The 24,696-nt window shown below is 36.8% G+C and carries 22 protein-coding genes; 7 read left to right on the top strand and 15 right to left on the bottom strand.

The features are described 5' to 3' along the window. Positions 1–2 precede the first annotated feature (2 nt). The 11 genes from ABMA72_RS11000 to lepB all read right to left on the bottom strand — a co-directional run bounded on the left by ABMA72_RS11000 (position 3) and on the right by lepB (position 9,866). Positions 3–923, bottom strand: a complete 921-nt coding sequence (locus tag ABMA72_RS11000) for a FecCD family ABC transporter permease (protein WP_392858159.1) — start codon at positions 921–923, stop codon at positions 3–5. Further along, positions 920–1,582: an ATP-binding cassette domain-containing protein gene (locus tag ABMA72_RS10995; protein ID WP_393057134.1), complete on the bottom strand. Its 663-nt coding sequence runs from the start codon at positions 1,580–1,582 to the stop codon at positions 920–922. Before ABMA72_RS10995 ends, ABMA72_RS11000 begins: the two co-directional genes overlap by 4 nt. Beyond that, the gene (locus tag ABMA72_RS10990) at positions 1,579–2,364 is read right to left on the bottom strand and encodes an ABC transporter substrate-binding protein (RefSeq protein WP_392858154.1); all 786 of its coding nucleotides are present in this window, start codon (positions 2,362–2,364) and stop codon (positions 1,579–1,581) included. Before ABMA72_RS10990 ends, ABMA72_RS10995 begins: the two co-directional genes overlap by 4 nt. A 10-nt stretch (positions 2,365–2,374) precedes the next feature. Continuing rightward, positions 2,375–3,385 (bottom strand): ABC transporter permease subunit, encoded by a 1,011-nt coding sequence (locus ABMA72_RS10985; RefSeq protein WP_392858151.1) that lies wholly within the window; start codon positions 3,383–3,385, stop codon positions 2,375–2,377. Further along, on the bottom strand, positions 3,382–4,407 hold the full coding sequence (locus ABMA72_RS10980) for an ABC transporter permease subunit (protein WP_392858149.1): 1,026 nt from the start codon (positions 4,405–4,407) through the stop codon (positions 3,382–3,384). Before ABMA72_RS10980 ends, ABMA72_RS10985 begins: the two co-directional genes overlap by 4 nt. A 14-nt stretch (positions 4,408–4,421) precedes the next feature. Then, positions 4,422–6,071: an ABC transporter substrate-binding protein gene (locus tag ABMA72_RS10975; protein ID WP_392858146.1), complete on the bottom strand. Its 1,650-nt coding sequence runs from the start codon at positions 6,069–6,071 to the stop codon at positions 4,422–4,424. Between the two features lie 122 nt (positions 6,072–6,193). Next, positions 6,194–6,892, bottom strand: a complete 699-nt coding sequence (locus ABMA72_RS10970) for a hypothetical protein (protein ID WP_392858144.1) — start codon at positions 6,890–6,892, stop codon at positions 6,194–6,196. A 47-nt stretch (positions 6,893–6,939) separates the two neighbouring features. Beyond that, on the bottom strand, positions 6,940–7,623 hold the full coding sequence (locus ABMA72_RS10965; RefSeq protein WP_392858141.1) for a class I SAM-dependent methyltransferase: 684 nt from the start codon (positions 7,621–7,623) through the stop codon (positions 6,940–6,942). After that, the gene (locus tag ABMA72_RS10960; protein WP_392858138.1) at positions 7,601–7,996 is read right to left on the bottom strand and encodes a hypothetical protein; all 396 of its coding nucleotides are present in this window, start codon (positions 7,994–7,996) and stop codon (positions 7,601–7,603) included. The genes ABMA72_RS10965 and ABMA72_RS10960 overlap by 23 nt, the downstream gene beginning before the upstream one ends. A gap of 16 nt (positions 7,997–8,012) precedes the next feature. Further along, a complete protein-coding gene (locus tag ABMA72_RS10955; protein WP_392858136.1) occupies positions 8,013–8,456 on the bottom strand; it encodes a hypothetical protein in 444 nt (147 codons plus the stop codon). A gap of 645 nt (positions 8,457–9,101) precedes the next feature. After that, positions 9,102–9,866, bottom strand: a complete 765-nt coding sequence (gene lepB, locus ABMA72_RS10950; RefSeq protein WP_393057132.1) for a signal peptidase I — start codon at positions 9,864–9,866, stop codon at positions 9,102–9,104. Positions 9,867–10,007: 141 nt separating this feature from the next. Between lepB and ABMA72_RS10945 the strand changes: the two genes are divergently transcribed. Then, the gene (locus tag ABMA72_RS10945; RefSeq protein ID WP_392858131.1) at positions 10,008–10,400 is read left to right on the top strand and encodes a hypothetical protein; all 393 of its coding nucleotides are present in this window, start codon (positions 10,008–10,010) and stop codon (positions 10,398–10,400) included. Between the two features lie 23 nt (positions 10,401–10,423). On the opposite strand, the gene ABMA72_RS10940 is transcribed toward ABMA72_RS10945, so the two are convergent. The 3 genes from ABMA72_RS10940 to groES form a co-directional block, all read right to left on the bottom strand. Further along, positions 10,424–10,831, bottom strand: a complete 408-nt coding sequence (locus tag ABMA72_RS10940; RefSeq protein WP_392858129.1) for a response regulator — start codon at positions 10,829–10,831, stop codon at positions 10,424–10,426. 528 nt (positions 10,832–11,359) lie between these two features. After that, positions 11,360–13,000, bottom strand: coding sequence for a chaperonin GroEL (gene groL / locus ABMA72_RS10935; protein WP_392858127.1), 1,641 nt, complete (start codon positions 12,998–13,000; stop codon positions 11,360–11,362). A gap of 29 nt (positions 13,001–13,029) precedes the next feature. Next, on the bottom strand, positions 13,030–13,317 hold the full coding sequence (gene groES / locus ABMA72_RS10930) for a co-chaperone GroES (protein ID WP_392858125.1): 288 nt from the start codon (positions 13,315–13,317) through the stop codon (positions 13,030–13,032). 228 nt (positions 13,318–13,545) lie between these two features. Here groES and ABMA72_RS10925 point away from each other — a divergent pair, with 228 nt between their 5' ends. The 6 genes from ABMA72_RS10925 to ABMA72_RS10900 all read left to right on the top strand — a co-directional run bounded on the left by ABMA72_RS10925 (position 13,546) and on the right by ABMA72_RS10900 (position 21,985). After that, on the top strand, positions 13,546–15,291 hold the full coding sequence (locus ABMA72_RS10925; protein ID WP_392858123.1) for a chloride channel protein: 1,746 nt from the start codon (positions 13,546–13,548) through the stop codon (positions 15,289–15,291). Between the two features lie 139 nt (positions 15,292–15,430). After that, positions 15,431–16,561, top strand: coding sequence for a hypothetical protein (locus tag ABMA72_RS10920; protein WP_392858122.1), 1,131 nt, complete (start codon positions 15,431–15,433; stop codon positions 16,559–16,561). Positions 16,562–16,633: 72 nt separating this feature from the next. Next, positions 16,634–18,274, top strand: coding sequence for a hypothetical protein (locus ABMA72_RS10915; RefSeq protein WP_392858120.1), 1,641 nt, complete (start codon positions 16,634–16,636; stop codon positions 18,272–18,274). 26 nt (positions 18,275–18,300) lie between these two features. Further along, positions 18,301–18,828 carry a hypothetical protein gene (locus ABMA72_RS10910; RefSeq protein ID WP_392858118.1) on the top strand — a complete coding sequence of 176 codons (528 nt, stop codon included), beginning with the start codon at positions 18,301–18,303 and terminating at the stop codon, positions 18,826–18,828. A 56-nt stretch (positions 18,829–18,884) separates the two neighbouring features. Next, positions 18,885–21,515 carry a hypothetical protein gene (locus tag ABMA72_RS10905; RefSeq protein ID WP_392858117.1) on the top strand — a complete coding sequence of 877 codons (2,631 nt, stop codon included), beginning with the start codon at positions 18,885–18,887 and terminating at the stop codon, positions 21,513–21,515. Beyond that, positions 21,503–21,985 carry a hypothetical protein gene (locus tag ABMA72_RS10900; RefSeq protein WP_392858115.1) on the top strand — a complete coding sequence of 161 codons (483 nt, stop codon included), beginning with the start codon at positions 21,503–21,505 and terminating at the stop codon, positions 21,983–21,985. Before ABMA72_RS10905 ends, ABMA72_RS10900 begins: the two co-directional genes overlap by 13 nt. On the opposite strand, the gene polA is transcribed toward ABMA72_RS10900, so the two are convergent. Then, complete coding sequence (gene polA / locus ABMA72_RS10895; RefSeq protein WP_392858113.1) at positions 21,977–24,634, bottom strand: DNA polymerase I; 2,658 nt, start codon at positions 24,632–24,634, stop codon at positions 21,977–21,979. The two genes, ABMA72_RS10900 and polA, sit on opposite strands and share 9 nt — an antisense overlap. Positions 24,635–24,696 lie beyond the last annotated feature (62 nt).

The following is a 24,696-nucleotide window of genomic DNA, read 5'->3' as shown; positions in this document are numbered from 1 at the left end:
GCTTACTGCTTTCTAAATAGTTGGAGTGCCAGCACTGGTGCTCCAACACATGCTGTAATTGCACCAATCGGTATAATACTATTCTCTAAAACAATTCTTGAAATAAAATCACAAAGCACTAAAAAGCCACCACCTAAGATAAAGGTTGGCATTAAGCTTCTCTCATAATTAGCACTAACAAGTCTTCTTGTAATATGTGGAATAATTAAACCAACAAAACCAATTGGCCCACATTGCCAGACAACAACGGCAATAAGAATATTCGAGATAAGAATTAATGTTGCATTGACCTTACGGGTTGGTACTCCCCTCGTTTGAGCAAAGTCTTCCCCAATAGAAATGAGAGTTAAGCTTCTTTTGTGTATGATAAAGAAGATTAATCCCAGGATGTATATAGGAGCTGTATAATAGAGGCCCTCAAATCCTACAATAGATAGGCTTCCCATCATCCAACGAATTAACCTAGCGATACTTTCATTACCAAGCATACTTTGTACAAAGACAATTGCACTAGATGAAAAGATTGAAAGGCAAACACCAAAGAGTAGGACTCTTTGAGATGAAAACTTATTAAGATAAAGAAATAATAAGATGAGTAGAAAAATTGATGAAAGAGCAACATAGGCTCCTAAAGAAAAAGAGTTAAACCCTAATTCAGCAATAGCAAGCCCAAGGGCCGCCACACTTGAGAACCCCAGCGTATATGGCGTAGCAAGAGGATTTCTAAAGATGACCTGAGTGGTGCTTCCGATGACAGAAAGTATTCCCCCCACGAGAAAGGCCAAGTAAACACGTGGAAGCCTTAAGTTTTCTAAAATATAAAGGCCCTGTACATCTAAATCAATTACTCCCTCACGACCTAAGAATGGTGTAAGTGCCACAGCAATAATAACGACTAGGTATAAGAGAATTGTCTTCTTCACAGAATATACCTCTTATTATCCATGACATGGTAATTAAACTTCTTATGAAAAACCTTATCAAACACCTTATTTTGAAATGCCTCATCTACAGTCGAATCAAAACTTAATTTTGAATTTTCAAATGCCACAAGTCGGCTACATATATTGATGATAAAGTTAAAGTCATGTGAAACAACGAAACAACTTTTCTTAAACTCTTGAAGAAAATGACTTAAGCTCTCGACATAAATTGGATCTAAGAAATTCGTTGGTTCATCTAATAATGTTAATTCACAATCATAATAGAAAGTGCAAATAAGATTTAATCTTTGCTTCTCGCCACCACTAAGAGTTGATACCCTTCTTGATAAAAGACCCTCAAAGTTAAAATGTGAAACTAACTTTTTAAGATATTCTAAGTCTTGTGCCTTACTACCACGAGCATAGGTCAAAACCTCCTGTGCGGCCATATCACTTTGAATAGAAGAACTATCACCACAATATGCAACATCACCTTCAACAAAGCACTTTCCTTGAAAATCCACAAGATTAGCAACTGCCTTAAGAAAGCTCGACTTTCCCGCACCATTTGGTCCAATGACACCACAGTGCCCGGATTCAAACGAGAATTCCTTAACAGATAACCTATTTTGAATTGATAAATTTTCACAATGAATCACTTCAAAATCTCCCTAAAGTCTTTCACTAGTGACAATGTTCTAGGACCTAGAACAACTGCATAATCTTTTTCATATAGATAGATTTTATCTTTAAATAAAGAATTCTTCCAATCTTCTTCAGCTTTAACTTTTCGATCTGAAATACGAAGAATTAAATCAAATTCTGAAGTCAGTAAGCTTTCGAGACTTCTAAGCGGGTAACCGGATTCAGCTACGATATTTTCAGCACCTAACTTTGTTAATATCTCATGATAATAATTATCTGTCCCAATGGCCCTTACTTCATGCAACTTACCATCTTTGAATTTTTCATCGATGACCATCAAAACCCTTTTTCCTTTTGAAATAGGTTTTAGAAGGGCCTTTAACTTATTAGCAAAGTCTTGAATCTTTTGGTCTTTATTAAGTTTAAACTTCTTATTAAAAATCTTAAGCATTTCAACTGCATCCCCCAGTCTCTTATAAGGAGTAGTGATGACATCAACACCAAGCTTTTCTAAGTTCTTTTTGACTCGTACTCCCTGAACCTCTGCTAAGAGCACAGAAGTGACTTTATCACTTACGACTTTCTCTAGATTGATTTCAAAGGAAGATCCATAGCGAGGAAGCTTCTTTGCCTCTTCTGGATAATTACAATAGTTAGAAACACCAACAAGTAAGCCACCAGCATCAAGGTAATACATCGATTCAGTAAAGCTTGGTAGTGTTGAAAGAACTCGATAATTTTTTGCGTGAGAATTAAAGAAAAGAATGGCGGAGAATATTAAGATGAATATTCTCACGCCAACCTCATTATTTCATTTTTGGATCAAGTGCATCTCTTACCCCGTCTCCAACAAGTACGAGTAAGAATAAACTTGAGAATAGTGCTGCTGATGGATAAACAGCTAGCCACCATGCAATTCTAAAGTTCTGGTGGGCCTGATTTAAAAGCTCTCCCCAAGAAGGTGTTGGAACTGCAAGACCAAACCCAAGGTAATCTAGAGAAGCAAGACCAGAGATCCCTGCCGCAATAGAGAAAGGTGCGAAAGTAATAATCGGACCAAGAGAGTTTGGAAGAATATGCTTAATGATAATACGAGAAGTTGATGCTCCCATACCACGTGCAGCTTCTACGAATTCTTGTTTTCTATTCTTTAAGAACTCACCACGAGCGTAATAACTAACACCCATCCATCCAAAGATAGAAGAGATGAAAATTAGAAGCGTTAAAGTCGGCTTAAAGATAGAAATCATCGTAAGTAGTAATAAGAATACTGGTACAGTACTAAAGATTTCAACAACACGCTGTCCGAAGAAATCCACTTTCCCACCAAAGTATCCCATGATACCACCAAAAAAGACTCCCATAATAGTAGACAGTAGCCATACTAGAAATGCGTAAGCAATCGAATACTTGTATCCATATAGAAGACGAGTAAATACATCACGCCCTCTATCATCTGTACCCATGATATTTTCATCACTAGGAGGTGCAGGATACTCATATACGTCTCTATTAGATTCAAATGGATCCCATTGAACTAGAGGCCAGACAACACTATCCATTTCTAGAGTTCGATAATTGGTAACGTAAACGTTAGTGATTCCAAACTCTTTAGGATGGTAGTCCTTGAATACTGGAAAGTAAGACTTTCCTTGGTAAGTCATATAAACCGGCTTGCTATTAGCAATTAATGGTGCCGATAAAGTTAAAAGTACAGAAACAAAAAGTAGAACTACTGCAACAACAGCAGATTTTCTCTTTTTAAAGCGTCTCCATCTTTTAAGTGTAAGTTCGTTTTCAATAAATCTTTCAATCATGAGAAATCAATCCTTGGATCAACAACAGTGTAAAGAATATCACTGATTAAGTTACCTAAGAACATTAGGACAGTTTGAATAAAGAACAGTCCCATAATTACATTATAATCTCTTTCTAGTAGCGATTGGTAACCAAGTAGACCAATACCATCTAGGTTAAAGATCCTTTCAATAAGAAGAGATCCAGCAAAGAATAGAGATAAGAAATGTCCAAATCCAGTTACAATTGGAATCAAGGCATTTCTAAGAGCGTGCTTATAGTAAACCATCTTATCTGATAAACCTTTCGCTCTTGCAGTACGAACATAATCTTGAGAGATAACATCTAGCATAGAGTTTCTCATAAGAAGAGTTAGAACTGTAAACTGTCCTACCATATATGCAATAAGCGGAAGGACAAAGTGCCAAACTCTATCTGTGATCTTTCCAAAGAAACCTAGGTCATCGTAATAATCTGAAACGAGGTCACCAATCGGAAACCAATCCACAAATGTCCCACCAGCAAAGTAAACAAGAAGTAAGATACCTAGCATAAATGGTGGAATTGAATAAAGTGCAGATAGAATAAACGATGATGCTGCATCAAATTTAGTTCCTGCCTTAACGGCCTTAATGACCCCGAGAGGGATACATATCAGATAGGACATTATAAAGGACACTAAACCAAATTGAATTGATACAGGTAGCTTACTCATAACAACATCAATTACTGGCTCTTCATATGTAAATGACTCTCCAAAATCAAGTGTTGCAAGATTCTTTAGCCAAATCACATAACGAATGTGAAGTGGTTTATCAAAACCATATTGTTTCTTAAGTGCCTCAACAACTTCTTGAGATACTGCCCCATTGTTAGAGCTTGTATCAGTTGTTGTTTGACCAACTCCACCAAATCTCATTTGTTGAAGCTTTTGTTCAATTGGAGAACCTGGTGCCAGGTTAACCATAACAAACATAAGGATACTGACCCCGAGCAACGTCGGGACCATAATCATTAATCTTCTTAGGATATAATTAAACAAGTCGTCTCTCCTACTTACTTAGCTGGTTTAATCGACCACTTACTTCCGTATCCAACGCCGTAAGTATAAGTATCTTTCTCTTTTTGCATACGCTTAGTATGTCCGTAGAAAGTGTAACGGTCATTAAATAGGAAAATATATGGGTAGTCTTCAGCAATTAGCTTGTATACTTTTTTAAGCATTGTCTTTCTTGCTTCTTTATCAAGAGTAAGTTGCGCTTGATCAATTAGCTTATCAACTTCTTTATTTGAATAAGAAATAAAGTTAGATCCGTTATTAGCAGCTGAATCTGAGTGCCAGATTTGCTTTGGATCCCAATCTAGTGATCCACCAGACCATGCAAGAGTAACAGCATCAAAGTTTCTTTCATCAAGAGCTTTAATGAATGAGTTCCACTCGATATACTTAACTTCAATCGCAACACCAGCTTTCTTTGCATCTTGCTGATACATCGTTAGGTATTTAGAGAAAGTTTTTGAAGGGTTTAAGATTGTGAAAGCAAGTTTCGTCTTCTTTCCATCAATCATTTTATCAAGAACAGCATCACCATCAGAATCTTTCCAACCATCGTTCTTTAGGATCTTAATTGCTTCTGTAACATTAAAAGGAATCGCTTTAACGTCTTTATTTGCATATTCAGATTGAACATATAGTGGACCAGTTGCTAGAACAGAATATCCAAAACGGAATTTCTTATTCATTTCTTCACGGTTCATTAGGTAGTTCATTGCTTTACGAACTTCTTTTGATTTAAAGATTGGGCTCTTAAAGTTCCAACCAACAAATCCGTAACCTTTTACTGACTTATTTTCTGTTTTAACTTTTAAAACATCTTTACCCCATCTTGGGCCATTTGTTTTTTGCTCATACTCTTCAGGTGAAAGAGAATTGAAGTCTAAGTCACCTTTTTCAAGTCTTTGGATAGCAACAGAAGACTCATTGATAAATCTCATGAAGATCTCACCATATGAGTATTCGTTTTTATGAAGATCAGTTTTATATCCCCACCAATCTTTATTTTGAACTAAAGAGATACCTTTACCTCTTCTAAGCTCTTTAAAGATATAAGGACCTGTACCAATAAGAGTCTTATTAAGTTCTTTTTCTTGCTCTTTTGTTGGGTTTTCATAGATGTGCTTTGGAACGATTGCAAGGTATCCACCACTAGCAATTGACATTAGGTTCCCAAAGTATTTTTTGCTGGCCTTAAAACGAATTGTTCTTGGACCTTCAACAACTGCTTCTTTAAAGTTTGCGAAGTAAGACTTCATGTGAGCAGTCTTGTACTTATTCTCTGGATGAGTTACCGCATCAAAAGAAAACTTTACATCTTCTACAGTGAAAGGCTTTCCATCATGCCACTTAACACCTTCTCTAATTTTGAAAACAAAATCATAACCATCGTTCTCAATTGACCATGATTCAGCAAGACCTGGTTGCCACTCATTTGTTTCAATATCTTTAGTTAAAAGACCTTCAAGTACATAACTATGAACATTTGATGAGTATGCATCAGTTGATGATAACGGGTTCAGAGTTGTTGGAGTACCACTTAGATTGTAGTAAAAAGTGTTGTTTGATTTTTTAGCTCCACCGCTTTTATTACACCCTACTACAGACAATAGAAGTGTACTTAAAAGAAGTAAAAAGATTCCTTTTTTCATAAACTTATCCTTTTTATATTTAGCGAGTCACAATATAAAATTTTACACCAAATGGCTAGAATGCACATTAGGACGTACGCGTTCGTCTGTCTAGATGCTAAAATTATTTACAAAAGAGATAATTATTTTGTGATGTAATTCCTTGGATCTAAAGACCATCGGTCTTCTTTGAGATTTTTAGACTCGATGCGGTACTGCTGTAATTTATAATCAACTTCATTTAAACGAGTTTGAATGCCTTCAGTGTTACGAACGAGCTGCTGATGGTCATCTTCGAGTCGACGCAACTCATCACGCCACTCCTTCTCAAGTTTCTGACGCAACAAATCGTATCGTGCATTGATAGTTTCGACTCTTTGCGTATAGGTCGTAATATCTTGTTTATTGCGGCTAATTTTTGACTCAAGGGCCAATTTTTTCTTAGCAAGAATTTCTATTAACTCATTACCCATTGCAACATTATTAACGAGATCCTGTGAATAAAAGTTATAGTATCTTCCAGTTGAAAAAGCTGACTTACGATTGCACTCATCATATCTTGGAATGCGTAGTAGTAAATAATGACTCGTACGGCCCATAACAATGGCCTTACATTTTGAGGACTCTTGATGAAGTCCCCATAGGTCAACTTCATCTAATTTATTAATGTATTTGATATTATCAAAATCAACCTTGAAGCGAACAAGTCTCGCACTCCCTTCAATATGTGATACCCTGCCGGAAAAATAACCTAGGTCTTTATTGAATTCGAGAATATTTGCATAACAAACAATTCCACTCAAGAATGTAGCAACTAAGATGAAGTACTTCACTCTTTCCATTGTGCCATATTAAATTATTTTAGATAGTTGCGGGAAAGAGATGCCTTTTATTCGGGCTTTTGAGCGATGATTGATTGAGTTAGCTCGGCATTGTGACGTGGCTCTTCATATTTAAGGATTTTGAAATCACTGAACATACTTAATAGTTCTGCTGGTTTTAAGAAATAAGAATCTACACTCTGCTCTTTGAATTTCTTCTTGTGATCTGTCGTGTAGCCTTCATAAATAATAACTCCACCAGGTCTAAGCCACTTCTTCAATTTTTCAGAAACTTCTCTATCAACATAATAGAAGCAAATAATTGCATCGAGTGAGTTATTTGCAATTTTTAAATCATCAACTGATTTGTGAATTGTCTTAATACGAACACCTGCTTGTCTCGCAAGTCTTAGGGATTTATCGATAGCAACTGAGCTAATATCGACGCCTGTTACTTTATAACCTTTTGAAGCAAGGAAGACAGCGTTTCTCCCCTCACCCATTCCTATATCTAAAACAGTCGCACCTCTAGGGATCTGCTGATAGTTTTTTGCTAGAAAGTGAGCTGGGGATTTTCCATAGATATAGTCATGTTGGGCAAATTTCTTATCCCACATATTTGAGGCTTTTTCTTGGACCCTTTGACCAGTCAGTAATTCATAGCGAGAACCAGAAATACTCTGGCGTGCGAAAGCATCCTGAAATAGACAAGATAATATAATGATGAATTTAAGCACTAGCGCTTTCTTCATGAGTCTCAAGCTCCGCATTTAGATAAAGATTTAATTGTTCATACTTGTTTTTCACCATTTTTACCATAGCATGGACTTTATCTTCAATAGTTGCGGGCATATCTTCTGTATGCGCAAGGTACCAATGGAGATCATCCACGGTATTATAGAAATCTTCAAGATTAACAATCAGCTCTTCAGATAGAAGCATAAGCTGTGCAACTGTTATGGTTTTAAAATTTGATCTAAAAATTGCATTGAAATGTTCACGGGTGCGCTTCATCGATAAGATTTGCAGATACTCTCTTTCGCGGTGAATGATTTTATCAGCAAGTCTGGCAGCATCTTGCCTTAGAATAATAAGTAAACGACTTACTTCCTTTGAAACTCTCATTCTCTCTCAATCCCTTTTAATACTCAGGTAATTTTGCTCTTTTCCCACCTGGCCAGCGAGAAGAGTTTGTCACAAGTTTGCTGAACATCTCTTGTCCTGCACGATCGGCCATACGAAACATACTGACAGGAAGTCTTTCTTGAAAGACCTTCTTAGTTTTTAGGATGGCATCGTCGTGAGTAATAGCAAATGAGCTATATTCAAATAAAGTGATACTTCCCTGCCTAAGCATGAAGTTCATATATCTTTTTAATAACTTTTGATAATTGATCAGTGCTCGAATATCACGAACGCAACAAATTACAAATTGATGTTCCTTCATTCTTATGGACTTAAAATCATCAAGCTTCATTGGTACAAGCTTCATTCCAAATTCTGAAAACACGCGAGACATATAGAGAAACTCTTCTCCTAGCGCTCGTTCAAATTGTAAATAGATGACATAGTTTGATTTTCTCACAATGATCCCATCGGTTCATTGCAAGTGTTAGTTAAAGGTGAAAGAGATGGAGGAAAATAATTCCCTAGAATGTAGAAAGGCCGAGAGTACTCCTTTCTTAAAACCACACACGTTACTCTCGGCCTCTATAAGCTTTGGGTCAAATCATAGGGAGAGAGGGATGTCTCCAAAGCTTATCTATAAACTTCCATGTTTTCTTCGTGTCCTTCCGTGGACACTCTAAATAAACAACAAATTTTTAAAAGGGGCCTAGAGGTGGTTTTGATTAAGCTTCTTGCTTTTTACAATTCTGTTGCCCTTTCCTCTAGGCCCATTTTTTCCTGAAAGCGACCTTACATTCATAAGTGTAACTCTCAGTTTCCATAGCAACGTCCTATTGCTAAATCCCAAAATCGTCCTAATCCTGGGGAGGCCCCCTGGCCTCTGGATACTTATATATAAGCAGGTAGCGTGCCAAAACTGGCAAATAATAGATTCAATAACTTACAAAAACTTTACAATTGAAGTGTGCAAAATGCCCCACAGGCCGCACTATAGAAAGATCAGTGGTCCTACAAAAACAGCCACTTAGCATAGGACCAAAAAGGAACTAGTACCTGAGTACTTTCCTTTGTGGCCCCATAGCAAATTTATTGTCAGGAAAATTTAAAGAGATGTACCGATTCGACTTGGTCTAAAGTGAAATGGTTTATCTGACCAAGGGTACACCATCGACATCCAAACCATGAATGCCTTACCGCGAATATTCTTCATTGGGACAAATCCCCAAACACGAGAATCACTTGAATAATCTCTGTTATCACCCATAACGAAAACGTGTCCATCAGGAACAGTTACCTTTTCTTGATTTAGGTGTCTAAAGAATGTTGGGTTCTCACCTACAGTGAACTTCTTCTCACCAATTGTTTGATGATAGAACTTCATATCTTCAGGGTTAAGTGAAGGCTCTTTATCATATAGACTTCTTAGCTCTTTATCCTCTTCAGCTTCGACTGCTGTCTTCTCAACCTTTTTACCATTAATGAACAGTTCATTTTCATAAACTTCAATTGTATCCCCAGGTAGACCAATTGTTCTTTTAACAAAAAGAATTGAAGGATTTATTGGATATTCGAAAACAACAATATCACCACGCTCAGGAAGAGATTGTCCACCGATGTAGATCGGATTAAAAAATTCAGTAAATGGAACCTTAAATCCATAAGACATCTTATTTACAACAATCGAGTCACCAATCGCATTTGTTGGAAGTAGTGATCCTGTTGGAATGTGGTAGTGGTCAATAAAAGTCGATCTAAAACCAAAAACGATTAAAATAATTTTAATCCATGATAGTGCTTCGTCTTTAAACCATTGACCTGAAAGAAAAGCAGGTTTCTGCTCCTCAACTTCTTGCGTTTTATTAAACATATTTCCTCACTTTATTAACTTTAAAAATTATAACGAGTTGTCCCTAAAAAGTATAAGGCTAATTGCGTTAGACACTTTGGTTGCACATCCTTCATAAAACTGCATAAAATAATATTATTCATATAACTTTAGGGAGGAATTATGAAATCAACTTTAGTATCGATTGTATTTTTAGTTTTTACTATTTTCAATGTAAGTGCATCAAGTGAACAGGAGGCATACTTCCCGTCACATTGTTCAAATTTTGGAGACAAAGTAAGCTACTCATTCACAAGTTGTATCAACTCAAATTTTAGGCGAGCCGAATTTGAACTTCCGAACCTATTTCTCCAATACTGCAATAATTTTGGAGATGACCTGAGCTTCTCATTTGAAAGTTGTGTAAATAATAATTTCAGAAGGATTGAAAGTGAGCTTGGAATGTTTCTAAGTCACTGTATGAATATTGGAAGAGGTGTAAGCTACTCTTTCGTAAGCTGTGTTAATCGCAACTTTAGTGACATTAGCTATGAATTAAGAAAACAAGAACAGTAGAAATTACTCATATCACAAGCGGCCTAAAGAGCCGCTTCTATATTTAGAACCGACTTCATTTTATCTTCTAGGACATTTGCAGAAAAAGGTTTTAATAAATAATTATTTGCACCCAATTCGATTGTTCTTTTAATGATAGAAACAGAGTTCTCTGAACTAACCATGACAACAGGTAGATCTGCCAATCTCTCATCCGCTCTTAATTGAAATAAAAAGTCTAGGCCATCGGAATTTGGCATATGAACATCACAGAATACAATTTGATATGGAGAGCCGTTTTCATGTGCTTCAACAACTTTTCTAAAAGCTGAAGCACCATCAACTGCTTCATGAATATTTTCAACACCGATATCATTTAAAATGGTTCTTACTGAGTTTCTAATATAATCGAGATCATCAACAACAAGTGCTTTGATACTTGAATACTCCATGAACTTTCCCCTTAAAGTGAACTCTTTCGTAATAAATATTATATCGGAATTCGATTAAAATACTTTATTTACTAAAGATAAGCGGTGTAAGCGGTTGAAAATTATAAGAGTAAGACGGATTGGGTTTGGAAATTGGCGCCTTGAAGAGTTGGCTTTTTCCATAAGAGAGTCTGTTGCTAACTTGCACTTCGTGAACATCCTGCGGCAAAAGTGCCCCAACGGGCAGTTTTGAAGTAGAGATGAATGTGACTCAAGAAACACAGAGCGAAGCTCGCGTGTTTCGGTCATGTTAGAAAGTCTGCTGCTAACTTTCACTTCGTGAAAGTGCCGCTCTTTCATTGCAGTTGCTTTCCCATTGCTCCTGAGACAACAAAGCCGGGCTTGAACCCGGCTTGTTGAAATAGTTTTTTAGCTAAAGATTGGGGGCCTAGCGCCGCGAACAATAGACTGGCCTTAGCCAGTCAATTTCGCGGTCGCTTACCAGGCATACTGCCTGGCTGATTAGACTTTTGAGCTATGCTCAAAAGGCTACATCATTCCAGGCATTCCGCCCATTCCGCCACCCATTGGAGGCATCGCTGGACCGTCTTCCTTAGGAATATCAGCAATCATTGTTTCAGTTGTCAGCATAAGACCTGCAACTGAAGCAGCGTTTTGAAGAGCTGAACGAGTAACCTTAACAGGATCAATGATACCTGCAGCGATTAGATCTTCGTATCTTTCGTCACGAGCGTTAAATCCGTATTTTGCATCTTCGTTCTTCTTCACTTCGTTAACAACAACAGAACCTTCAAGGCCTGCATTAGTTGCAATTTGTCTTAGTGGAGCCTCTACAGCTCTTTGAACGATTTTAATTCCGTGCATTTCTTCTTCTCTATTTGCTTTTAGATCAGCTAGAACTTGAGCTGCTTTTACAAGAGCAGATCCACCACCAACAACAATACCTTCTTCAACAGCGGCTCTTGTTGCGTTTAGTGCATCTTCAACACGATCTTTCTTTTCTTTCATTTCTGTTTCAGTTGGAGCACCAACGTTAACAACAGCTACACCACCAGAAAGCTTAGCAAGTCTTTCTTGTAATTTTTCTCTATCGTAGTCTGAAGTTGTTTCCGCAATTTGTGCTTTGATTTGAGAAACACGTGCTTCAACAGCTGTTTCATCACCTGCACCATCAACGATCGTTGTATTTTCTTTATCAATAGAGATTTTCTTAGCAGAACCTAGGTGCTCAAGAGCAGCAGTCTCAAGGCTCATTCCAAGCTCTTCAGAAATCACAGTACCACCAGTAAGTGCAGCGATATCTTTTAGCATTTCTTTTCTTCTATCACCAAAACCTGGAGCCTTAACAGCAGCAACGTTTAATGTTCCTCTTAGCTTGTTAACAACAAGAGTAGTGATCGCCTCACCTTCTACATCTTCAGCGATGATTAGAAGTGGTCTTGAAGTTTGAACAGCTTTTTCAAGGATTGGAAGAAGCTCTTTCATATTAGAAACTTTCTTATCAGTAATTAGGATATTTGCATTATCAAATGAAACTTCCATTTTTTCTGAATTAGTTACAAAGTATGGAGAAAGGTAACCACGGTCAAATTGCATCCCTTCAACAACATCTAGAGTTGTTTCTGCAGTCTTTGACTCTTCAATAGTGATAACACCATCTTTTCCAACTTTATCCATTGCTTCAGCAAGTAGAGTTCCGATCTCTTTATCATTATTAGCTGAAATAGTTCCAACTTGCTCGATCTCTTCATTAGTCTTGATTTCTTTAGCTACAGTTCTTAGTTCAGAAACGATCTTTTCTACAGCTGTATCAATCCCTCTTTTAAGATCCATTGGGTTGTGACCTGCAGTTACAAGCTTAGCACCTTCAGTATAAATTGCTTGAGCAAGAACTGTTGCAGTTGTCGTACCGTCACCTGCATCTTCGTTTGTCTTTTGAGCAACTTCTTTAACCATTTGAGCGCCCATATTTTGAAAGTTATTTTCTAGTTCAATTTCTTTTGCAACAGAAACACCATCTTTAGTGATGTGTGGAGCACCAAATGATTTTTGGATAACTACGTTTCTACCTTTAGGCCCTAGAGTAACTCTAACAGCATTCGCTAGTTGATTTACACCTTCTAAGATTAGTCCTCTTGCTTCTTCTGAGTACTTTAATTCTTTTGCCATTTTTATCTCCTATCTATTAATCAATTTGATTAAACTAAAATTCCTAAAATATCTGATTCTTTCATAATAATATATTCAACACCATCAAGCTTAACTTCACTTCCGGCGTACTTACCAAAAAGAACCTTGTCACCCTCTTTCACTGCCAGTTCAGCAACTGATCCATTATCTAGACGATATCCTGGCCCAACTGCAATAACTTCACCTTCACTTGGCTTTTCAGAGTTGTTATCTGGAATATAAATTCCACCAGCTGTCTTTGTTTCATTTTCAATTCTTTTGATTAAAACTCTATCTTGTAATGGTTTAACTTGCATAAATCCTCCAGTTAAATACATTTTTTATTTAATTACTAATTATTTATACACAAGGTGGTAGTGAACGGATACATGTCAAGGTCTGCCAAAGCGAAAAAATCATATTTTTTCACATTTATCTTAGCGCAAAGCAAAATTATCCTTCACGGAAGCTTAAAACTGTGAGATATTCCAAAAAAATTAGCCAGTTAACTTATCTTTATAAGGAGTCGCTCCGATAATTAGCATATGAAACTAAAGTTTAATGAAAAACTTTTAGGTAAATTCCTGCAAAATGAAGCCGCAGAGGAAAGAACATTTTTTGTCCTTACGCTCATTACAGGTGTTACATCAGCTCTTATCGCCGTCGGTCTACAAAAAGGTGTTCACTGGATTCAACAAATCCTTCAAACAGATACAACATTTACATGGCAATCAGTCCTTCTTGGAGGAGCAGCTCTCTTTATATCTGGTTGGCTAACAACTCGTAAATTTCCTTTCTCTGAAGGATCAGGTATCCCAAAAGTTCGCGCGGCCCTTGTTGTTGATCACGGAAGAATTAGTTTAAAAGATACTTTTGCTAAAGCTGTGACAACTCTGCTTGCACTTGGTTCAGGTGTCTCTCTTGGAAGAGAAGGGCCAACCGTTACCATTGCCTCAGGTGTCGCCTCTTGGCTTGGTTATTCATTTCATATTTCAAAGAAGCGAGTAAAGGCCCTTGTTGCAGTTGGAGCAGCGGGCGGAATTGCGGCTGCATTTGCAACTCCTATTTCAGCAGTTGTTTTTACATTAGAAGAAGTCGTTGGTGATCTTAATGCCAAAGTTCTTGGTTCAATTGTTATCTCATCAGTTGTGGCATCAATTACAGGGCAAATGCTTACAGGACAGCATCACATGTTTGAGCAACTTTATTATAAGATGCACGATCATCGTGAACTTCTTTTCTATTTACTCATAGGAATAAGTTGCGCTTTCATTGGCCCACTTTGGATGAAGTCTGTTTTGGCCTTTAGAGAATTCAATCGAAAACATATGAAGAGTCACAAGCTAACTTATATGATGATTGTTTTTCTAATCATTGCATTGATGACTCAAGTTCACTCAAGTGTTATTGGAAGTGGACACGGAACTTTAGAAGACACATTACTTTCACTTATTCTCGATCCGAAAGTTTTATTCTTAATGTTTTGTTTAAAATTCCTAGCAACATCTCTATGTTACTCGGCCGGAATTTCTGGTGGTCTTTTCATGCCAACACTTTTAATGGGAGCAACACTAGGAAGTTTAATTGGTTCCCTTGCAAGTGTTTTCTTTCCAGAAATTACGACGAATACTGGTGCGTATGCACTTGTTGGAATGGGAGCATTCTTTGTAACAGTTATTCGTGCTCCATTTACTTCTATCCTAATCGTGTTTGAGTTAACGAGAGACTACAATATTATTCTGCCACTGATGATTGCAAATATCATCGCCTATATGCTCTCTTCTAAACCGACAGAGAATGAATCAATCTACGAACAAATTTCTGCACAAGATGGAATTCACTTACCAACACGTGATGATTTAGAAGTGCTTGATCAACTTCATGTTGAAGATGCAATGATAAAAGATATCGTTACATACGGTGCCACTTTAACAGTTAATGAAACGCTAAAAGACATTCAAAAATACAATCCAGATCTTCAAGGTTTTCCTGTTTTAAAAAATGGAAGATTACTTGGAATGATGTCAACATCAGAGCTTAGAGTTCAACTTGCAAAAGGAAATGGCGACATAAGAATTGAACAATTCTGCGAGAAAAAAATTATAAAAATCTATCCAGATCAAAGTTTATATATTGCTCTTCACAGATTAAAAAGATTCCAAATCTCCCGTCTACCGGTCGTTTCGAGACTTGACGAAAAAAGAATCATTGGTATTCTCACACCAAAAGATATCGTAAAACAATTCGGTTATCAGATAACAGAATCAAAAGAAAACGAAGCCAACAGTTAACCTTTTCTTAAAAGCCGGTTAATTAAGTACAAATTCAGGCCTTCCACCCTTGACCCCTCTCGACTTTCAAAAATTCGGTTGCTACAAATTTATCCATCAATATTTTTTGTCTAACAACCTAACTAAAAAGGAGAGGGTAATGAAAAAATTACTACTAGCTTCGGCTCTTTTTATGGGAGCTTTCTCGACGCAAGCGGCGAGAGTTCAATTCGACTTTGATGTTTATTCTTCGGGAGCATCAATCTATCCATGTAACGCTGGTTTAAAGCACAAGAAGCACAGAGGTGTTTTCTGCTACAATCCGAAAACATTAAGATCATGTGACCCTGGATCAAGAGGTGGACATGGTGGTTATCCATTCCTAGAAGGTCTAATCGCTGAAGGTGGTAACGGTGGTTACAACGGTGGCGGCGGAGGCCAAGACTGTGGACCAGATGGAACAAATTGTGATTGTGTATGTGCTGGTGATCTAGATGGAAGAAATGAAAACACACTAGATACAGTACGTGGTAAAATCACGAAGTGGAAAGATCATGGTGATCGTTCTAACTTCAGATACTCAGTTGAGAAAACAGCTGGTGAGTATAACTACCACACTCTAATTGATCAAAATGATCAATTCAGCAAAAGACTTAAAGAACTATCTTTCAACCTTGGTTCAGAAATGTATGGTGCGAAGTACTTTGTTGACATCTGTTTCCGTGCAACACAAATCGACTACGGACAAAAACCAGACTACCTAACAGAGTCTACAGAAGACAGATTTGACTTCATCGTTCCAGATGAAATCAGAGATGACTACGTAGTAGGTATGCCAGAATCATTTGGTAGCATCGACAACCCACTTTACAAATTCGAAAGAAAAGTAACAGTAACAGATCTTGCTGGTTCAAACACTAGCGACCACTGGGATCTAGGTGAAGATGACACTATCTGGTCAGAAGAAAGTTACCAATCAGCAGCAAGACTTGCTGTTAAGTCTGGAATCTTCTGTAAAGACAAAGATGGAGACTATGTTCAAGTTTACGGTGGATCAGGAAACCCTTCTGCTCAAATTGACCTATCTTCAAACTCTGTTGTTGAATTCTTCAAGCGTTTTGCAGCAGCTGACCTAAAAGGTTGTGTTGTTCGTTACGAATTCGAAGAGAATGCAAGATATGCTCACAAAACTGTTGATAAGTTCAGAAGATGGAAAATGCAAGCTGCAAACATCTGTACTGATACAGCTATCACTAATATTCAAGGTCACGATCACGACTACGACTATTAATCAAAATCTTTAAATACTGCAGGGTGGTTTACCACCCTGCCTTTACTAAGTGAAGAGATGTGCGGGGGAAATATGATTTACAGGGGCTTAATACTATTATTTTTAACATTTAATACTCTTGCGTGCTTAGTTGCATCTGCACCAAAGAATATTAACATTTCTATTTCTCCACTCAGTAAAGGTCTGTATATCTACGACGACTCAGGAACGAAAAGAGAAGAAATGCCAAATATACTTGCTTCAAACTGCTTGACTGCGGCATCAAATAATCACTACACAATGATTACAGTAGGAATTGAGAACTACGTTCTAACAGATAAATTCCTTACATACAGTATTAATGACAAGGTTACTTACGGCTCAAAAGATTTCTGCCGTATCGAAAATCTTGAAAACATAAATGGAACAACTAAAGACGAGAGAGAGCAGCGTCTACTAAAACGTCGTCGTATCATGAATCGATGCCTCGAGTTTGAAGTAAATGATGTTGCGGAGTCTGGTATTGAATTTCCAAAAACTCAGTCAGGTTGTAAAGTCACCAGAATTGACAAAAATAAAGCAAGGTTTCAAGGATACTACTGTTTCTTTAAACCAAGCACTGACTCAGCCTACATCATTAAACCAATTATTAATGAGGCTTGTTTAACAAATGATTTCTACACAGAAAACGAATTTGAATTACAAGATATATTGGCATCAATTGGTATCTATGTTTCAGGGGATGCAACAGGGCGCTCACCAGACTTAAAGTATGTAAAAGACTTTAAGCTAAGGTTAAATCAATCACCAGAAGGAATCTTAGCAGTAAATAAAACAATTGAGCCAGATGAGCCAAAGTTTCCAATCAAGTGGCCTGTAAATGACATTCAACTTGGGAAGCTCTATCTGACAACATCGAAAGATACAAAGAATAGCGCATACTTTGGTGTTCCATTATTCGTAAGAAATACATGCGAGAAAAAATGTGAACAAGGAAAGCCGTGTACAGCTCCATGTAATTATACTCAACCAATTGCCGCAGAGTTTGTTCTTACACAACTAGCTGGCAATGGAAAAAAACACTATGTTACTTCTTGGTTTGATGGAGGAATCGCTCCAGCGAATTGGACAGGTTTAATAAATGGTATTGGTACACAAATTACTTCTAATTATTTTGAAGTTGGTAAGGACTATGAACTAGAAGTTATCCTTGATGATCAAGAATACAACTTCATGATGTTCAAAGGACGTATTAAGTCTCGCTTAAACTTACGTCCAACAACAATCCCGGCCATTAACAGAGAAGGGAGAACAATTGGAGAAATTTCACCTTTTTCAAAAGTTGAAGTTTTAAAATCACTTCCTAGCTACCCTGTATTCGATGCAATTAAGTTTACAGGTAATAGTCACCTTGGCGTAAAGAACACTGTTAACTCAATTAGCCGTGTTTTTGATGATCCGGTATGGCCTCCATACTTTTCAGACTACTGTATAAACGGATCATGTGTCCTGATGAAAGATCACATGCTAAGGCTAAAATTAAAATTCAAGGTAACTCAAGACGAGAAAACAGGAGAGCTAATTTCAGAAGTTTTAGAATATAAAAAAGAGGCTAACCTTCAAGATAATAAAACAGTTAACAACTATACAGCACCATACTTTACTTGTACTCCTCCAGGGAAAGACCCAACGGATGATGACAGTGATGATGATTTTGGGGATATTGATTTTTAGTAGCTATATATAGCAAAGGGGAAACAATGAAGAAATTACTGATGATTTTGTTATTAATGTTTACAAGCACGACTTTCGCAAATGATGTTGATGATATGTTTGGTAGCGGAGAGGATCAATTCGAATTTGAAAAATTTTCAAATGAAGAAATCCTATTAAGAATTGAAGAAGACATTAAAGTTTCATGTCGAAAAGGAGAATGTACTCTCTTCTCAACTGAAAACAAATTTGCTGGTTTTGAAGTTGGATTCAACATCGGTGAAGGAATGAATCAACAAGCTGGAAGTGGAGTTAATATCTACACTGGAGGATACGGTGGACAAATTAACGGAGAATACTGGGGAGTTAACGTTAGATACTACAACGGTAAGTGTACTCAACGTATTAAGGTACCTAAGTCTGTTTATATTGCTATTAACCGTTATATGTATGGCCTACTTGACACAGATGGTAATACACGCCGTGGTTTCACTCCTGCTGACGAAGCAATGATTCTTTTCTACACAACGATCATTGGGAAATCAAGCAACTGTAATGGAAATGGCGGAAGCTAAAAAAATTAAGCTTTTCTTTAATTGTTAAGAAAAATTCTAAGTTATAAAACCTCTCTATGATGAGAGGTTTTTTATTTCTATTTTTAATTACTTTTACCGCCCATGCGAAAATCAAATGGCATGATTGGCAACATCAAGAACTAAATGACTTGATTACTCCGCTGACAACAATCGACTTAAATAACCGTGCATCCTGTGCAATCGATTCTAAGAAACCAACAACATCAATGTTTGTTTTCTTAAATAACACGATTCCGGCCAAAGCAGCATATCGCTTGGCAAATCGAACAGGCCAAGACAAAACAAAAGTAATTAAAGAATTAATTAGGGACTATCGAAATAAAGTAACTCGACTTCTTTATGAAATTCATCAAAAGCTAGTTCATCAAGAACTCCCACTTCTCCCCTACCTAGATAGTGAAAACAATATTCCCGTCAAGTATCAAAAGATCTTAAAAGAGTGTTATGGCAAGCTAGAGTGTCCAAAACTCAATAATTACATGGATGCCCTCTGGACAAGCTCTCATAAGTTAAAACATCGACTATATGATAGCTTTGAAGATAGTAATTATATTCAGAAAAAATATGTCAAAAAAAATGAAACGTTTAAGTGCATTAGGATAAAGAAATTTGGTCCACTACAAGCAAATCTTTTCGGCCAAAAACCATCAGTTCAAGACCTTAACCGTATCGCACAAGAGTTATTAGATTTAGATGAAAGAGTATCTGATTGTCGCTTAGAAGATATCGACCAGATTGATAACCTACAAGTCTCTGGTTACCAGTTTGATATCGAGGGGATCAAAGAAAGATATTGGGAAAAAGAAGTTGGATTTGATTATTGGAACTCAATGAAACTCTATTTCGCTTGGGCAATGAAGAATTTGAAAGTTGAAAACTCTAAGTACGAACAAATCATTAGAAATTCGAATACCCAAGATTATATACTCTTTTCTCCGAGTGGATGTAAGAGCGATATCATTCCTACTTGTAATAACAAGAGACTCGCAGAAAACTCATTTAGAGAGTTCTCTCGCAAGAATTTTGAAAAGGATGCTCTAGAGCTCGACATCTTAGCGCCTATTTCAGAGGGGGTTCAAAATGACCTACTTAAAGATCCATTTGCCAGTGTCAATCAGGATATTCTCGATATCGCCTCGTATAACGATGCTGATAAGTGGATAGAGCATATATTCAAGAATCAGACTCAAACTAAGAACTACGTTAAAAATAAACTTATTGATTCATTAACTTTTTTCTCCCTCGTGAGAAATCGCCTTAGGCCAGAAGAAGTTAAAGAACAGCTCGCATTTTATTTTAGAAATCTAGATGGTAATACGATCAAAAATGATCTTTATTACTTATGTGCAGAAGCTTCTGTTATCTCGGATGATATCTTTAGTTTTACAAAGAAGCATATTGAAGGCCTAAAAGGAACAGATCTCATCGATAACCTTGACCTTATTTTTTCAAAGAAGCCTTATGATGATGTTATCGATTATTATAAGTCCCTAATGGATGAAACACGTGCCTACTGTAAGAGTCTAGATCAAAAGAATATTTGGAATGATGAATTTGATATCGAATACGAAGGTTTTCATCAGTGGTATATCGATAAGACCAGAGCAGCAAAAACTTTTGAAACATTTCCAGAAAAGCACTACGAGAGTGATGCTCTCTCACAAGATTTTATAACGTATGAGAATGGAGACATTATTTGTCGCTCAATAAGTCATTGCTTAAGAAAATCTATTATCAATATTATTGAAACTTCTCGTGCAAGCTACTATGGTGATCTCTTCTGGAAGGCGAAGTTTTCACAAGCTTCAGCAGACTTATTTAATCCATACGCAGATCGTGTCTCTTGCAAGGTATATGATCCTTATTTTAAGACAAAGCAAGTCATGACTCAATTTGTGTCAGATATTGGCCAGGGACTGATGAGTTTCTTCACACCAGGTGTTCTATATACAAGAGTGAGCCTAACACCTGGCTACGTCACTTCTTTTAATAAGATGATTAAAGATGGCCAAATTGAATTTAATAAAGACTATGAAAAATCAAAAGTTAACGTTGAACTAATTACTGAATTTGGGCCATTAATTGGAGTTCCTTGTGCCCTCTCAATTACAGGTAGTACTAAGAGTCCAACGAATTTATATCATTTCAGAGGCATCTCTGTTGGTGCTTGCTTTGATCGTAGCGGTGGTGACGTCATTGCCAATAGTGGCTCAGATGTGTCTTCACAAGACCCAACACGTAGAGCGGCATGTGCTGCTTGTCGAATCAACTTTGAAGGTATTTCAAATACACTTACTTATTTTAATTCAAAACTTGGACCTTTCTTCTATGTAGCAAGAGCTTTATATAGCTTATACAAGGGCCTAACTGATTTTGATAATATCCCTAGAAGATGGGAGCTAGACTTAGAAAAACTTAAAACTACATATCAACGCTTTGGTGAGATTCCTAAGAGGTGCCGTTCGACTCTTTTAAATGGAAACCACTGTTTAAGTAATCAAGATGAGAAACTAGCTGTAGAGGCAGTTCTTGAGAAAAACTTAACAATATTCGCCTCAAAGAGAGTTGTTAATGGTTACAAATTTAAAGTCAGAGAATGTAAAAATGATTTAACTGTTAGGGTGGAGCAAAATTTTGCGAGGTTATTTTCATCATGCGAGCAATAATACTATTATTTTTCTTACCAGTTATTAGTGCTTATGCATTAAGTGTTAATATTATTTGGACACAAGATTTTACAAAAGAGCTACACCTAGAGTGTTCTAATATTGGTTGTCTTGATGGCCAAAGCTCAGACGTTATTGAAGAAGCTATTTGTGATGAATGTTTTTCTGACTCAGTTAATTCTACATTTATATTCAATAATATAACAACCTATCTTCATCCAAATGAATTGATAACTCTTGATGAGTTTATCACTTACCTTTACACAGCAGATTTTATCTCAATCAACTACAACTCTCCCTATGATCTTGTCTCAAGTCGCTCCATGGAAATTAAGAAATTACTTTATAAAGATTTGTGCCCGAATAAGCACGATGCAATTATTTTTTTTAGAAGAGGATATGCTGATACATTTTCCTCTCCAGAGCTTATTTACTGCGGAGAGGAAATATATACTGCACAATTATTTTAGATCGTACCAGTTAACACCAAATGCAGGATCGACTTTTAGTGGAACTTTTAATTCGACGACGTTTTCCATGCCTTCTTTGACAAGAGTCTTCATTTCATCAAGCTCTGACTCAAGAACATCAAAGATAAGCTCATCGTGTACCTGAAGAATCATTTTAGACTTTAGTCCACGCTTCTTCATTTCTGCATCGATATTAATCATTGCACACTTGATGATATCAGCCGCAGTCCCTTGAATTGGCGAGTTAATTGCCATTCGCTCAGCATTTGCTTTGACTGTGCGATTATTAGAATGAATATCTGGAAGGAACCTCTTTCTTCCATACATTGTAATTGAATAACCTGTTTTCTCAGCATCTTCCTTAAGTCCATCTAAGAAGCCTTTGATCTTTGAAAATCTCTCAAAGTATTTTTCAATATAGGCCTTAGCATCTTTTCTTGAAATTTTAAGGGCCGAAGCTAAACCGAATGAAGACTGTCCATACATAAGACCAAAGTTTACGGCCTTTGCCTTTGAACGCTCATCACTTGTAACTTCCTCAAGAGCAATGCCATTAATTTCACTTGCCGTTTGTGCGTGAATATCCTTGTCCTCATTGAATGCCTTAATCATTGTTGGATCTTCACTGTAGTGAGCAAGGATTCTAAGTTCTACTTGGGAATAATCGGCAGCTAAAAGTAAGTTACCAGGTGTTGCTATAAATGCCTTTCTCACAAGTCGTCCTGTTTCAGAACGAATTGGAATATTCTGTAGGTTCGGATTCACACTTGAAAGTCGACCAGTTTGAGCAACGTGCTGATTAAAGCTTGTATGAACCTTTCCTGTTTTAGGATTTACGATTTCAGGAAGGGCCTTCACGTATGTCGAAAGAATCTTTCCTAATTCACGATACTGAAGAATTAAACCTGGGACCTCATTAATATTTTTTGAATCAAGCTCTTCTAGTACAGAAGAATCCGTTGAGTAACCTGTTTTCGTTTTCTTAACAACAGGGAATGATAACTCATTAAATAAGAACTCCCCTACTTGTTTTGGAGAATTCAAATTAATAGTGTCATTCATTGAATATGAATCAACTTTCTTTTGAATTTTATCTAAAGACTCTTGCAGATCTTTTGCCATTTCATAAAGGTATTCTTTATTTAAGTGCACACCTTCGAACTCCATTTCAGCTAAGATTGGAATAAGCTTATTGTCGATATCTTCATAAACACTAACGAGTTCTTTTTCCTTAAGCTCTTCTTTTAAATGATTTGCAAGCCTAAAGACTGCAATTGATCTTAGGCCCGAATAAGATGCCTTATCTTCACTCGTTTCAAGAGAGGTAATAAAAGGAGTCTTCTTATCAAGAGTCGTTACCTTTACATTTACATTAGATGCGATAACTTCAAGATTATGTCTCGTACTTGGGCTTACATTATAGTGGGCCAAAGTAACATCAAAATTCTTGGCCTTAAACTCTAGTCCACGTCGAAGTAAGTGAGAGTAGTCACGTTTTGAGTGTTCACTATATACTTCTCTCGACTCAATACCCCAGATTAACTCTAGTAATTCTTTTTCATTAGAATCATTAACTTCGACAAAGTAAGAATTATTATCATCAAATGAAATACTTAATCCTACAAGATTACGAGCATGAATATCTTCACTATCAAACTCTGTTTGAACTGCAAGTGCCATTTGATCTTTAATAATCGTCTTAAATTCCTCAAGAGTCGTAACCTTATGTTCAAATGGAGATGCCAGCTCTTCACCTTCCCCTTCCTCACCATTAGCAATAGAAAGTTGGTATTTAAGATCTTCCATTCTCTTAATCATTGAATTCATACCAAGGTCTTTTAGAAAAGTTAGAAGTTCCTCTGAAGGATAGAACTTAATCTCAGAATCTTCTGCCTTACATTCTAAATCAATATCTGTAACAATTTTAATTAGTTCTTTTGAGAGCTTTGCATCCTCAACATGTTCAGTGAAAGCAGTTGTTAATTTCTTACCTTTAAATGTATCTGAAACTTCAAAACACTTCTCAAGAGTTCCATGCTCTGCAAGTAACTTTGCAGCTCCCTTTGCACCAATACCACGCATTCCAGGAATATTATCCGACGTGTCCCCCACCATTGATAAGTAATCAACGATTTGATCTGGGCGTACCCCCATCTTTTCAAAGACACCTTTTTCGTCGTAAGTAACATCCTTCATCGTATCGAGCATCTTAATATTGTCACCAACAAATTGCATAAGGTCCTTATCACCTGAGGCAATTAGGATTTCATCAAAGTCATTTTTCCATTGAACAACAGTTGAGCCAATAATATCGTCGGCCTCATATGTTTCATTTGCAACATTGAGAAGACCCATCTTGTCGATAAGTTCTTTAATGAGTGCAAACTGAGGGACAAGTTCTTCAGGTGGCTCAGAACGATTGGCCTTATACTGATCATAAAGTTCATTTCTAAAAGATCCGCCCGAAGTATCGCGAGCAAGAAGCATATGAGTTGGCCTATAATTGGCCATGATTTTCAATAGCATTGAAAGCACACCATAAGTGGCGTTAACAGGTGTTCCGTCTGGCGCATTCATTGAACGAATTGCAAAAAATGCACGGAATATAAAGTTACTGACGTCGACGACGATTAATCTTTTCTTTGACATATAATCTCCAATTTATGCTATAAATCTAGCCAATTATGTTGAATCTGTTAATGATTAATGTG

Source organism: Halobacteriovorax sp. CON-3 (assembly GCF_043196995.1).
In the GTDB taxonomy this organism is placed as follows: Bacteria; Bdellovibrionota; Bacteriovoracia; order Bacteriovoracales; family Bacteriovoracaceae; genus Halobacteriovorax_A.
Note: the sequence above shows the minus strand (reverse complement) of the source record. Positions and strands in the feature narration are given on the sequence as shown.

Coding starts and splice junctions, on each gene's coding strand:
- ABMA72_RS10925 (WP_392858123.1), top strand. CDS start 13,546: ATGAAACTAAAGTTTAATGAAAAACTTTTAGGTAAATTCCTGCAAAAT.
- groES (WP_392858125.1), bottom strand. CDS start 13,317: ATGCAAGTTAAACCATTACAAGATAGAGTTTTAATCAAAAGAATTGAA.
- lepB (WP_393057132.1), bottom strand. CDS start 9,866: ATGTTTAATAAAACGCAAGAAGTTGAGGAGCAGAAACCTGCTTTTCTT.
- ABMA72_RS10975 (WP_392858146.1), bottom strand. CDS start 6,071: ATGAAAAAAGGAATCTTTTTACTTCTTTTAAGTACACTTCTATTGTCT.
- ABMA72_RS10920 (WP_392858122.1), top strand. CDS start 15,431: ATGAAAAAATTACTACTAGCTTCGGCTCTTTTTATGGGAGCTTTCTCG.
- ABMA72_RS10965 (WP_392858141.1), bottom strand. CDS start 7,623: ATGAAGAAAGCGCTAGTGCTTAAATTCATCATTATATTATCTTGTCTA.
- ABMA72_RS10905 (WP_392858117.1), top strand. CDS start 18,885: ATGATGAGAGGTTTTTTATTTCTATTTTTAATTACTTTTACCGCCCAT.
- ABMA72_RS10910 (WP_392858118.1), top strand. CDS start 18,301: ATGAAGAAATTACTGATGATTTTGTTATTAATGTTTACAAGCACGACT.
- groL (WP_392858127.1), bottom strand. CDS start 13,000: ATGGCAAAAGAATTAAAGTACTCAGAAGAAGCAAGAGGACTAATCTTA.
- ABMA72_RS10985 (WP_392858151.1), bottom strand. CDS start 3,385: ATGATTGAAAGATTTATTGAAAACGAACTTACACTTAAAAGATGGAGA.
- ABMA72_RS10915 (WP_392858120.1), top strand. CDS start 16,634: ATGATTTACAGGGGCTTAATACTATTATTTTTAACATTTAATACTCTT.
- ABMA72_RS10945 (WP_392858131.1), top strand. CDS start 10,008: ATGAAATCAACTTTAGTATCGATTGTATTTTTAGTTTTTACTATTTTC.
- ABMA72_RS10970 (WP_392858144.1), bottom strand. CDS start 6,892: ATGGAAAGAGTGAAGTACTTCATCTTAGTTGCTACATTCTTGAGTGGA.
- ABMA72_RS10900 (WP_392858115.1), top strand. CDS start 21,503: ATGCGAGCAATAATACTATTATTTTTCTTACCAGTTATTAGTGCTTAT.
- polA (WP_392858113.1), bottom strand. CDS start 24,634: ATGTCAAAGAAAAGATTAATCGTCGTCGACGTCAGTAACTTTATATTC.
- ABMA72_RS10940 (WP_392858129.1), bottom strand. CDS start 10,831: ATGGAGTATTCAAGTATCAAAGCACTTGTTGTTGATGATCTCGATTAT.
- ABMA72_RS10960 (WP_392858138.1), bottom strand. CDS start 7,996: ATGAGAGTTTCAAAGGAAGTAAGTCGTTTACTTATTATTCTAAGGCAA.